This window comes from Acinetobacter sp. S54 (genome assembly GCF_016624945.1).
In the GTDB taxonomy this organism is placed as follows: domain Bacteria; phylum Pseudomonadota; class Gammaproteobacteria; order Pseudomonadales; family Moraxellaceae; genus Acinetobacter.
On sequence record NZ_JACVUI010000002.1, the window covers coordinates 444,090 to 456,313 of the forward strand.

The window sequence follows — 12,224 nt, forward strand, 5'->3', positions numbered from 1 at the left end:
ATTTAAATGAATTTTTTTATGGGATGTGACATTTATAGAGAAGTCTTGGCTCAAACTGTCAAACGCTAGAAATAATCCAAGAATCTTTAATCCTGATTAGCTATCAAGACAGGCAATATGAATGGCGGACTGCAACAATGCTTCGTATTGTCAGTCCGACAACAGATTTTTATTACTTTTCATTTTTAAAAAGTAAATCCTTATTGATACCACTCAGCTTAGATCATTCAAACGTTAGAGATCACTCATTTTTAACAAAATGTGCTTATCCAACCTTCTTGCAATCTTCCTGCCCCGCGTGCAAATAATTTTCCAAAGAATCATCCAATGCATTAAGCCAAGTCGTATGATGTAAGGCTGCTAACGTACCCGTAATGACAGATGTATAAATATGATCTCGGAAAGTCATGATGTTTTCTTTTTTATGCTGTTTCCATTCCATAAAAATTAAGCGCATGGCTTCAATATCAAAGGTTGGATAATCCGTAGCTTCAATCAGATTTAGAATATAATCTCCCTGAAATTTATACATGTCAGGCACTTCGGTAATGGCTTTTTCGATATCGTGCCATTTCTGCGTATGTGCCAACATCTCGTCATATTCAGGCAGTTCAATTTTTCCCAAAATCACATCACGCACATACCATGCTTGTGCATCAAACATGTTGAAGGTGTACCACTGATCTTGCATGCCCAAATAGAATAATCGAGTATTTTTCTCATAGACGACACCTTTATATAAGCCTAAAGGGTACAAACGATTATCTGTTTTAAGGCGTAATTCTTCTTGCATAAATGGAAAATAATGCAAATAGCCGGTACATAAAATAATGGCATCTATTTGTGCACTTGAACCATCAACAAAGTACGCATGCGTCTGATCGACTCGTTTTAATGCTGGACGTTCAGACCAGTTAGCAGGCCATTTATAGTTCATCGGTGCGCTACGGTAACAACTGATAATTTGCTTTGCACCATATTTATAACATTGTGAACCAATATCTTCGGCCGAATAACTACTGCCTACCACTAAAACTGTTTTATCTTTAAATTCAAGCGCATCACGAAAATCATGGGCATGTAAAATCCGTCCGCCAAAGCTTTTAAATCCCTCATATTCTGGTACTTTTGGAGTAGAGAAATGTCCGCTAGCCACCACAACATAGTCAAAAACTTCCGAATAAACTTCATCTTTATCATAATTATGTACAGTCACCGTAAATTGACGAGTGACTTGATCAAACTCAATATGACGAGCAGCCGTATTAAAACGTACCCAACTTCGAACATTTGAACCATCGGGTAAATTAGCTTTTTCAACACGACCTTTAATGTAATCCCATAATACCTCTCGTGGAGGATAGGAACCGATTGGCTTACCAAAATGCTCATCAAAACTATAATCAGCAAATTCAAGGGCTTCTTTGGGGCCATTTGACCACAGATAACGGTACATACTGCTATGAACAGGCTCACCCTGTTCATCTAGTCCTGTACGCCATGTATAATTCCATTGTCCTCCCCAGTCAGACTGCTTTTCAAAACATATGATTTCGGGAATATCCATCCCTTTTTGTTGAGCTGATTGAAATGCACGCAATTGCGCCATTCCACTTGGTCCTGCCCCGATAATCGCAACACGTGTCATTGATGTTCTCCTCAAATCGTAAAACTATTGAATTAACGATAATTCTGAAATTTAAGGAGATAAATTCCCTGTAGTAGGTATGACCAAGGGGTTAGTTAGGAATACTGTAAAAGTCTATTGGGTTGATCAACCCGCATTGGGGAAAATTACCCCTTCTACCCCCAAAACCATATCACTCTCTGAATATAAGCCTTGCCCTATTTCCTGAACATTTAAAATATCCTGATTTGCTCGTATTAACCGATAATCCAGATAAAACAACGTTCGAGCTCGTATGGCTGTCTGTGAAACTTCCCAAACTTCGGCTTCATCGTCAGGATGAATGATATTGCCGTATAAAGGTGTATTTAATAATTGATGTGCAGCATAACCCGTAATTTTTTCACAACCTTCACTGACATATTCCATGGTCCAGTCCCGATCATTTCGGGACCGATATAACATAATAGGCAGACGTTTTAACAGATCATTTAAACTGCGCTGTTGAGCAACCTGTAAATATTGCTCCTTAATTCGTTCGGTCTGATTAGAACATATCAAACACCAATACATTTTATTGTGCTTAGGATCATGTTGAATATAATTTGCTGAAACCTCAAACCAGTGCAAATTATTTTTTCCATCCATTAAACGTAAACGATATTGGCTATTTTGTGGATGGTTCAACAAATGCTTAAAATAATACACATCTTCGGGATAAACCCAGTGAGAAAAATCTTGCTGCGGGATCAAAGTACGATCTGAATGATCAATATGAATAAAATTAATCCACGCAACATTATATTCATAGATGTTTAGATATTGATCGACCAGTAAAACTATTTCTGAAAAAGACTGAAATAAGGGAGACCAAGACTGTTTGATGGACGCAGCAGGATGAGGATGCAGGACGTTATGCAGTAGTTTTAGCATATGATGCTCCTACTATGAAATTATTCATATTTATTAAACGTTACGGATCGTTTTTAAATGCCTGTGTACCCAGACTGAAAGTTCCAGTCGAGAATGTACATTCAATTTGCGCAATAGGCTTTTCACATATACTTTGACTGTGCCATCACTGATTCCCAGCTCTCTAGCAATCAACTTATTATTTAATCCTTTCGCAATAAGCAATAAAGTTTCCTGCTCGCGCATCGTCATTTCTGAAAATAAAACATGGTGATCATCCATGAGTTCAGGGCTTTCGGATAATAATTCTGTTGCCTCATGATTATTGAGCCGCAACTGATGCGCTAAAATAGTGATGCCCTGCCCATGTAAAATCGTTTGTCCATTTAAGACATCGTTTAGATTAGATAAAATCACTTCTGGCAAAGTATCTTTAGGCAAAAATCCATTTGCACCCAGCTGTATCGCTTCCAAAATAATTTGTGCATCATCGCTCGCTGTCAAAACAACGACTTTTAATCGTTGATCGGTTTTACGAATCTCCCTTAGAATATTTAAACCAGATTCATCAGGCATTTGTACATCAAGCAATAACAAATCGGGGTACACCTGTTGCATCTGACCCAAAAACTCTCTGCCTGAAGCATATTCTGCTAAAACCTGATAACGGCCCGATTGCCTTAAAATATCGAGTACACCACGCCGAAATAAAGCATGATCATCGACAATACTCACTGTATAGACTGGCATCGACATTTTGATGACCCCTTTTAAAATTTATGAATACGCATTTAGCTTTAACAGAACGCAGGTTCCTTGAGGAAAATTCACACTAAAACTAAGTTCTGCTCCAATACGTTCAGCACGTTCTCGCATAATATCCAACCCAAAACTGTCGCTGCGTTTCTGGCTTAAATCCAACCCACGGCCGTCATCGGCAATCCGAATTTGCAGCTCACCCGAAGCCAGATAGTCCAGCCGTATTTGTGCAAGTGAAGCATGAGAATGTCGGACAATATTACTTAAGCTTTCTCTGATGATATAAAGCAATTGCACCGCCTGTTTAGCCGTGACTTTAAATTGAGGAATACGATTATCCAGTTCAAATGAAATACTCGATTGATGTTCAAATTCCTGAATGACTTTTTTTAATGCCAATGAAAAATCCAGTTCCTGATAAGCCAAACGAGAAGCTGTAATTAGTTCACGAGTTTGCTGATAGGCGTAATGGGTATAACTTGCAAGCTCTTCAGTTACATCCTGTATCTCCGTATATTGCGCATTGTCCTTACACTGACGATGCAGTTGCGCTGATTTGAGGCGTAAAAAGCCTAATATCTGTGCAATACTGTCATGTAGTTCTGCTGCAACGTCCTTTCGTTCCTCCAATAATATTTGGTGTAATTTTTTTTGTTGTTGTAACCAGACCTCAAGTCCTTTTCCTAAAGCTTGATCTAACAATTGCATGAAATTAAATGGCAATTCGACGGGTGATAAAAATCTATATAAACGCCAAACGAGAATGTCATGGCCTGTTAATAACAACTTTGACTGATAAGATAAAATAGCCATTTCCTGAGCTACATGCCTGTCTGACTGCTGAACATACACAGAATTATTCAACAGGGTTTGCTGAATCAGCTCAATATCAGATCGGTTCATCTGTTCTGTTTGAGCATGATAAATAAAGCATTCCTGAGTAAAGGGATAACAAAACACCAGACAATATTGTATTTTTTGTTCTGAAAAAAAATGCGGAATCTGTTGATGCAGATGTTCCAAAAATAATGGGATTTGTTCTGAAACATTTTGCATTTGCGCCAGTTGTAGTTCCAGCTGGGCACAAAATAAATCAAATTGACAAGCGAATAGAGTCTTTTGCATCGACTCCAGATCATTGGAATGCGTTCGATTTTTGAACCAGTGTTGCCAAAACTTCATATCTTTACCCATTTTAAATGCGGCAAATCGCTGTTCATTTATTTGATTGACTCACCTTTGATCAGCCATTTATATTCTTCATGGTTAATTTTTTTGAGCATTATTCATGCCAAAAATAAAATCTACCTCATTTTAGGTATTCAATCGGTGGAATTGTTTTCTATTTTATGACTAGGGATAGTGAATAAAACGGAAGGGACTAACCGACTTAATTTTATCGGTTTCGCTGCCAGTCGCACAGCTATAGGTGATGTACATGGGACACTTACAACAACCTCAAAAAAATGAAAATATCTTTGAAGAAACAGGAGATTTTTTTCATTTGCAACCCGCAATTCACTGTTTGAACCTACGGGTTGATCCTCAATCAGTTGGATCTTTTTCTCTTGAAGCACAAGATGAAATTGAACTGCATCTTGCAAAAGAACAATCTATTGAATTCGTGATACAGGACTTACAAGGGTATATCCAGCCTCACTCTTTACAATTACTTTCTGAACAAACTGTGCTCGAATCTGATATCGCAAAAAATACAAAAGCGCAATTGGCAGAACAAGGACACTCAACCCAGAAATTACAACATCAACTGCAACGATTGGGGTTACAACAAAGTGATTTAAAGCAAGTTCAACGCCTAATTCAACACGAGGGTTTTGTACGTTTTAAAGCTCTCAATAATTTGCGACTTATTGTTTTGAATACTGGTAAAAATATGCGCGTTGATCAGCAAGATGCCATCGACGAAATTGAAGTTAAATTATTCAAAGCCCGCCCCCAGAGTGAATACTTACCTCCACTTTTTGCCCCGCCTCTACAAGAAATTCGCATTGCACGTGCTTCTGCAAAAAGTTATGAGGTTAAAGTAGGCCAATGGATTCAAATTATTGATGTGTCAGGCAAACAATGCTCTGACTTTTTGGCTTTTGATCGTCAGGCTTTAAAAAATGGCCAAGAAATTGGTCTAGATGCAGTCGCAACTCGAACCCTATTAGGGCATAGCACACCGTTACCTGGGATTCATTCCCGTTTTTATGGTTCAGACCTGCAAGCACTGGTAGAAATTGTGCAAGATACAGTAGGTCGCCATGATATGTTTTTAACTGCATGTAGCCCTAAGTTTTATGAAGATTCGGGCTACTTTGGACATATTTCCTGTACAGATAATTTTAATAAAATCCTGTGCAAATATGGTATTCAGGCCAAGAGCGCATGGCCTGCAATTAACTTCTTTTACAACACACAGATTGAACCCTGCGGCACCATTTCAATGGATGAACCATGGTCACGTCCCGGGGATTACGTATTAATGCGCGCGCAAAAAGACCTACTTTGTGCTTCTTCAGCCTGTCCAGATGATATTGATCCATCTAATGGGTGGATTCCTACCGATATTCATGTCCGTATTTATGATGAATTCCAAGATTTTCCTCGCTCACAACCTTATCGTATCGCTCCAGAGGAGATGCCTCGTATGACTAAAAAATCTGGTTTCTATTCACGTATCTCGGGATTAACTTCAAAACTCGTAGAATACCACGGTTACTGGGTGGCATCAGAATACAGCAGTTGGGGAGCAAAAGCAGAATATCTAGCTTGTCGCGAACGTGTAGCTGTTATCGATCTAACCGCTCTTCGCAAATTTGAAATAACTGGACCAGATGCCGAAAGTTTTTTGCAATATATGCTTACCCGTAATATCCGTAAATTGGCGATTGGCGAAATTGCCTATTCTGCTGCATGTTTGGAAACAGGAGGTATGGTGGATGACGGCACGATTTTTCGTTTAGGCGAAAACAATTTTCGTTGGATCTGTGGTGATGAATATAGTGGGCGATGGTTTAAACAAAAAGCACAGGAATTGGGCTATCGTGTCAGTATACGCCAGTCCTCTGACCAGATTCACAATATCGCAGTTCAAGGCCCCAAAAGTCGTGAATTATTATCAAAAATCATTTGGACACCTGAGCATCAACCCACTATTAATAAATTGGCCTGGTTTCATTTTACTTTAGGCCGTTTAGGGGGAGCAACTGGTATTCCCGTGATGATCTCGCGTACTGGGTATACGGGGGAACTGGGTTTTGAAGTCTGGTGCCATCCCGATCATGCAGAACAGATCTGGGATGCCGTTTGGCTGGAAGGTCAAGCTTTTGATATCGCGCCTATGGGATTTGATGCATTGGATATGCTGCGCATTGAAGCAGGTCTAATTTTTGCTCAACATGAGTTTGATGCCCAAACGAATCCCTTTGAAGCAGGTATTGGGTTCACCGTTCCCCTAAAAACAAAAGAAGAAGACTTTCTAGGTAAAACAGCTATTCAGAATCAATCTGCTGCCAGTAGACATAAATTAGTTGGACTCATCTTAGAAAAAAGCGAACCCGCACTACATGGGGATGTCGTTTATAACGGACGCTTTCCTATAGGGGTCATTACAAGCGCAACTAACTCCCCATTACTACACAAACAGATAGCCTTATGCCGTATAGCACCCCAACACGCAACTGTGGGTTCAACCCTTGAAATTGGCAAACTTGATGGGCAGCAAAAACGCCTGAAAGCGACTGTAGTTGCTCTGCCGTTTTACGACCCTGAACGAACACGTGTTCGCGCCTGAAACCCTTATTTTTCATACTTTAGTTCTGGAGAATCGATCATGATTTTTCGTTTTATGGCTGCTTTCATGACAATGTTGTTATTCATGCCGCTCACTTATGCAGCTGATGCAACACTCAATCAAACTTCTACTGCATGGGTTATGACCTCCATTGTATTTGTCATGATCATGTTTATTCCCGGTCTGGCATTATTTTATGGGGGCATGATTCGTAGTAAAAATGTCTTGTCTATTTGCACCCAGTTCTTTGCTTTTGCTGGCATTGTGGGTTTGCTCTGGATCAGTTTTGTTTACAGCATGATTGTAGATAGTAGTGGCATGAAAGAAGGTGTGTTTAATCTATCCAGCTTCATTGGTGGGTTCAACAAAGCTTTTATGAAAGGTATAACTGATCAATCTTTGGTAGGTGATATTCCAGAGTTTGTAACTTCTGTATTTGGTATGACGTTTGCCATGATTACCCCTGCTATTGTAGTGGGTGGTTTTGCTGAACGAATGAAATTCAGTGCGATGGTCATTTTTGCAATTCTATGGACCATACTGGTATATGCACCCATGGCTCATATGGTTTGGGGTGGTCCTGGTTCAGCCATGCACAACTGGGGCGTACTTGATTTTGCTGGTGGAACTGCCGTGCATATCAATGCAGGTGTAGCAGCTCTGGTCGGAGCAATCATGGTGGGAAAACGTAAAGACTGGAAAACCCAAAGTATTGCCCCTCATAATCTTGTATACACATTCATTGGCGCTGGTCTACTCTGGGCTGGCTGGTTCGGCTTCAATGTCGGCTCAGCTCTTGCTGCCAATAACAGTGCAGGCCTAATTCTGATTAATACACAGATTGCTGCTTGTGCTGGTATTGTCGGATGGATGATTGTAGAAAAATTTTTAGACACCCATGTTTCCTCACTCGGACTAGCTTCTGGAGCAATTGCTGGATTAGTAGGGATAACTCCAGCCGCTGCTTATGTAGGCGTATTTGGAGCAGCTACCATCGGTTTGCTCACGGGCATAGGGTGTTTTTATGCAGTTACCCGTCTAAAACGTTTGCTCAATATTGATGATTCATTGGATGTTTTTGCATTACACGGCATCGGTGGAATGATCGGCTGTATCCTAACAGGTATATTTGCTTCTCCGAGTCTTGGTGGCAATATCACTGATTTACAATTTGGACAGCAGATCTTTGCACAAATATTGAGTATATTAGTGACCGTTGCTTATAGTGGTATCTTAACTTGGGTTATTTTTAAAATAATCGCACTGACCGTTGGGCTTCGTGTAAGTAAAGAGCAAGAAGAACAAGGTTTGGATCTTTCTGATCATAATGAACGAGCATATAACTAAGGAGAAGCATACGATTCGTCATATGTTCACTCAGCGGATGGCTTGCGATATGTTTTATAGTTAAATCATATCGATAAGGTTGATTGCTGAATGAAATCCGAGACTCTGCAAAAGTTAATCGCAAACCTTTAAAATTTTGACAAAAAAAACCACAATTTTTTACTTGTGGTTTTTTGGGCAAATTAACGTTTTAAATACTTAAATTCATTTAAAACGAAGTAAGAGCCGAATAACTCAAGGGTATAGAAAAACTAACCAGTACCAATGAAGCTGTACGTTTTAGATTTTTCTGATTCAACCATGAAATGCGGTTAGAAACCAAAATAGATCCAATGAATATCCAGAACATGGCTATTGGAAGGATTAACGCCAAAAATGTTCCCATATGAATGACATAATTATGTGTGGATGACCAGCTTGAAGCCGGAAAAATCGCAGACGCGAATAAAAGAGCCTTTGGATTCAACAATGTCGCACAAAATAATGCTTTAACTGTAATGAGGGGCTGATCCAGAGTCGTATCAACAGTCGAAGTTTTCCAAAGTTTTAAGGCCAGAAAAATAATGTATGTTGCACTTAATAATTTCATTACGGGTGGAATCAACGGAAAACTATCCGCAATGGAGTCAATCAAAATTCCCCATAACGAAATGGCAATCAAATAACCTGTGGCTTCAGCGGGTATAAGCTTCAGTGACTTTCTCAGACCAGACTCAATTCCTGATGATGCAAGAAGTGTATTGGTTGGTCCTGGTGTCAACAGGATTGTTATCACTAAACTCACAAATAACCATGAAATCATTCAAGTTCCTTCTCTTATAGAGTTGGCAGAATCATTACGTATTGACCACTGTTTTGTCGAGATTTAAAATGTAAGAAGACATTTAATAACAATAATTTATAATTTCAATTCAATGAATTAAATTAACAAATGTAAACGCCATAAATCCCCTTATCAAAAAATTTCAGCTCATTATGTCTATAAAGATCATTTTAAAAACCCTACACAGAACCAATGATCTTGACTCATGACACAGCGTTTTTCATTAAACGAGCTGATTTATTTTACTTACACATTTGAGCCATTTATAACCCATCATCCAGACCAAATGCCCCAAACTGTGGAAGAGGATCAGATGCTGTCTGCTGTGAACTTTCATCCACTGAATTGGACTCATTTTCTGAATTGTCTTCTGTATTTGTTTTAGGTGCGCTATCCATTGAAGATGGATAAGCATCAATTAATAAAATAGACGTTAAGGGACTACACTGCGATCTATTCGCTAAATTATCTTCTTCATAAGAAGACGCATATAATTGGCTGGAATATTGGGAATGATAACTCGCTGTCCAGTTCTGCAAAATATTAGGTAGGTTAAAGGTATAATAATAAGTTCGAGTCTCATTCGGTTGATACTCATTTACAGTTTCATCATTTAAACACTCATTAGTTTTTGTATTTTTTTCTGTTTGAGTACCCGTCAATTGAAACGCGGAATTACAACTATCAATATATTCATACATTTTGGAGGAGGTTGTATTTTTAACAATTACCTGCAACTTATATCGTACTTTTAATGAATGATTGATAGACAGAAGATCCATACGATCCCCCTGCATCATGGGAGTAAAGGGAGCATAGTGCCTCACAAACTGGATCGTCCGTTCCATGCCATTGCAATACTGTGTAACCGGATCAGGATAGGCCAAAGCATAAAGCACATCATCCTCCGTCGGGTTAGGAATAATATCTGGTCTGGGCGTAGAAACAGTACCTGTCCCTGTACCACCTAGACTTACACCAACGCTAAAGTTTTGGCTTTCCTCTCCACAACCCGATAACATCAGTATACCTATGCAACCCCAAAACAGTTTATAACCTGAATGTACCGCCAAAGTTCTCTCCTTTTAACTTTGTTGCTGAAAATTTGACGATCCCCACCCTATCACCAAAATTCAGTATTTATTTCTCAGTATTTATTTCTCAGCATTTTAACAGGAATTGCTATCAAGCCGATGGCAAAAGCGCGCGAAAGCTTTAGTTTTTTTCTTAAAAAAAGGTTGTTCTCTATGCAGCATAAAGAACAACCGAAGAGGAAAAATGAAAACCATCTGATCTTTAAGATAATAGGAAATTAAAGATCAGATTCTTTTGTTTGTTTTTATATCTGCCCAAAGTTGAAGAAACTTACCAAAGATAAGTCAAGCCAATACGACTACCGACCTCATTTCCTCCAGCAAAACCAACAGAACCACTTAAAGAAATTCGATTAGAAATAAATGAAGTAGCTACGCCAACTGAACCTGCTGTTTCCCCTTCATAATGCCCAACCCCAGCAAATACTGCGATTTGTCCCGGACGGATATTCGGAATTGCTTGCTGTGCTGCCAGAGCAATGGCAACACCACGATAAGCAGTTCGCTCTATATCATCTAGACGACGATTTGCCTGATCAATACGACCATCCAAACGACTCACTTCGGCGACACGTGTTGCTGTTTGTGTATCAATGCGTTGTCCCAAGGCGATATCCGCATTTGAACGGGTTTGTGCTTCCGCCGCATCTCCTGCAATTCTGGCCTGAGTTTCGTTATTGATTGCCGTGGTGCGGGCTGCTGCTTCTGCTGCATCACCAGCAACACGTGCATCTGCTTCATTATTGATCGCGGTGGTACGTGCTGCTGTTTCTGCTGCATCTGCGTCAATACGTGCCTGAGCTTCTGTATTGATGGCTGCAGTACGTGCCGCGGCTTGGTCGGTATCAGCCTGTGCTCGTTGAGCGGCTTCATCATCTAAATTGGTTTGCAAAGTGGTATCAGCAGTTGCACGAATTTGTGCTTCATTACTGATCAATCCATCTACATTATCTAAAAATTCCTGATTTACACCCAGATTGCTAACCGCACTATTTAACTGTGAAATATTAATGGCATCTGTATCATTAATACCATTGGCAACCTGTGTAATCTTTCGGGTTTTAGTGCCATCACTATCGAGTACGCCCTCAACCGTACCTACTGTAACCACACCATTACTGTCGCCGAGCAAATCGTAGGTGTCAGAGTTATAGCCCAGAGCAACCGAATTTGCGTCGTTAGCCACAGTATTTGAACCTAAGACTGCAGTGCCCGTCAGTAATGCATTCGAGTTATAACCAATACTGGTTGCGTCTTTCACGGCATCAGCCTGCCAGCCGATTCCTGTGGCATTTTCCTGACCTAACTCTACGTTATAGCCCAATGATGTCGTATTCTCGGCGTTTGCCCATGACTCCGTACCAATTGAAGTTGCATTAGTAGCGGTTGCCCATGACAATTGTCCTAAACTGGTGGAGTTGTCACCGTTGACATAATTATTGTTACCAATACCGGTCGCATTTGCTCCCTGCATCGAAGTGTCATTTCCAATCAACACACTATTGGATGCAAGTACATCAACGTCAGTACCAATCGCTATACTCGTATTGCTATCGTTAAGAACACGTGCATCGTAGCCTACAGCAATCGAGTTATTGCCCGCAGTCGTATTATTGATACTCCCCGCAACAAAACTATTGTCGCCAGTTGCATTGTTGAAATAACCTATACTGGTGCTATCGCCTACATCATTACCCTGCCCAATCGCAATGGCATTTGAACCAGTAGCAGTGTTGCTTCCTGTACCAGCTCCAGTAGGACCCTGAATAGTCTGTGCTGCATACAGATTGCTTGTCATCAATGCTGCTGCTATGACTGATAATTGAAACGTTTTTTTCATTTGATTGTCCTTTTATTATGACT

Annotated in this window: 9 protein-coding genes; 2 read left to right on the forward strand and 7 right to left on the reverse strand. The window is 40.0% G+C overall.

Annotation, left to right across the window (positions count from 1 at the left end; all coding sequences use genetic code 11):
* Nucleotides 1-265: 265 nt before the first annotated feature.
* From IAE20_RS05115 to IAE20_RS05130, 4 genes are all read right to left on the reverse strand, one after another.
* Nucleotides 266-1,648: an NAD(P)-binding domain-containing protein gene (locus tag IAE20_RS05115; RefSeq protein WP_200459745.1), complete on the reverse strand. Its 1,383-nt coding sequence runs from the start codon at nt 1,646-1,648 to the stop codon at nt 266-268.
* Nucleotides 1,649-1,774: 126 nt separating this feature from the next.
* Entirely contained in the window at nt 1,775-2,560 is a 786-nt protein-coding gene (locus tag IAE20_RS05120; RefSeq protein WP_200481364.1) for a PAS domain-containing protein, read from the reverse strand.
* Nucleotides 2,561-2,593: 33 nt separating this feature from the next.
* Entirely contained in the window at nt 2,594-3,295 is a 702-nt protein-coding gene (locus IAE20_RS05125; protein WP_227610758.1) for a response regulator, read from the reverse strand.
* Between the two features lie 21 nt (nt 3,296-3,316).
* Nucleotides 3,317-4,480, reverse strand: coding sequence for an ATP-binding protein (locus tag IAE20_RS05130; protein WP_200459747.1), 1,164 nt, complete (start codon nt 4,478-4,480; stop codon nt 3,317-3,319).
* A 256-nt stretch (nt 4,481-4,736) separates the two neighbouring features.
* Here IAE20_RS05130 and IAE20_RS05135 point away from each other — a divergent pair, with 256 nt between their 5' ends.
* Together IAE20_RS05135 and IAE20_RS05140 are read left to right on the forward strand one after the other, a co-directional pair.
* Entirely contained in the window at nt 4,737-7,097 is a 2,361-nt protein-coding gene (locus IAE20_RS05135) for a DUF1989 domain-containing protein (protein WP_200459748.1), read from the forward strand.
* Between the two features lie 39 nt (nt 7,098-7,136).
* Nucleotides 7,137-8,444: an ammonium transporter gene (locus tag IAE20_RS05140; protein ID WP_227610760.1), complete on the forward strand. Its 1,308-nt coding sequence runs from the start codon at nt 7,137-7,139 to the stop codon at nt 8,442-8,444.
* A 208-nt stretch (nt 8,445-8,652) separates the two neighbouring features.
* On the opposite strand, the gene IAE20_RS05145 is transcribed toward IAE20_RS05140, so the two are convergent.
* The 3 genes from IAE20_RS05145 to IAE20_RS05155 all read right to left on the reverse strand — a co-directional run bounded on the left by IAE20_RS05145 (nt 8,653) and on the right by IAE20_RS05155 (nt 12,201).
* Nucleotides 8,653-9,246 (reverse strand): LysE family translocator, encoded by a 594-nt coding sequence (locus tag IAE20_RS05145; protein ID WP_200481365.1) that lies wholly within the window; start codon nt 9,244-9,246, stop codon nt 8,653-8,655.
* Nucleotides 9,247-9,530: 284 nt separating this feature from the next.
* Nucleotides 9,531-10,289 (reverse strand): hypothetical protein, encoded by a 759-nt coding sequence (locus IAE20_RS05150; protein WP_200459857.1) that lies wholly within the window; start codon nt 10,287-10,289, stop codon nt 9,531-9,533.
* A gap of 343 nt (nt 10,290-10,632) precedes the next feature.
* Nucleotides 10,633-12,201, reverse strand: coding sequence for a YadA-like family protein (locus IAE20_RS05155; RefSeq protein ID WP_200459750.1), 1,569 nt, complete (start codon nt 12,199-12,201; stop codon nt 10,633-10,635).
* Nucleotides 12,202-12,224: the final 23 nt, after the last annotated feature.

What these genes read in the sequence shown, in the direction of transcription:
- IAE20_RS05150 (WP_200459857.1), bottom strand. Translation starts at nt 10,289, where the DNA reads ATGTTATCGGGTTGTGGAGAGGAAAGCCAAAACTTTAGCGTTGGTGTA.
- IAE20_RS05120 (WP_200481364.1), bottom strand. Translation starts at nt 2,560, where the DNA reads ATGCTAAAACTACTGCATAACGTCCTGCATCCTCATCCTGCTGCGTCC.
- IAE20_RS05135 (WP_200459748.1), top strand. Translation starts at nt 4,737, where the DNA reads ATGGGACACTTACAACAACCTCAAAAAAATGAAAATATCTTTGAAGAA.
- IAE20_RS05130 (WP_200459747.1), bottom strand. Translation starts at nt 4,480, where the DNA reads ATGAAGTTTTGGCAACACTGGTTCAAAAATCGAACGCATTCCAATGAT.
- IAE20_RS05125 (WP_227610758.1), bottom strand. Translation starts at nt 3,295, where the DNA reads ATGTCGATGCCAGTCTATACAGTGAGTATTGTCGATGATCATGCTTTA.
- IAE20_RS05115 (WP_200459745.1), bottom strand. Translation starts at nt 1,648, where the DNA reads ATGACACGTGTTGCGATTATCGGGGCAGGACCAAGTGGAATGGCGCAA.
- IAE20_RS05155 (WP_200459750.1), bottom strand. Translation starts at nt 12,201, where the DNA reads ATGAAAAAAACGTTTCAATTATCAGTCATAGCAGCAGCATTGATGACA.
- IAE20_RS05140 (WP_227610760.1), top strand. Translation starts at nt 7,137, where the DNA reads ATGATTTTTCGTTTTATGGCTGCTTTCATGACAATGTTGTTATTCATG.
- IAE20_RS05145 (WP_200481365.1), bottom strand. Translation starts at nt 9,246, where the DNA reads ATGATTTCATGGTTATTTGTGAGTTTAGTGATAACAATCCTGTTGACA.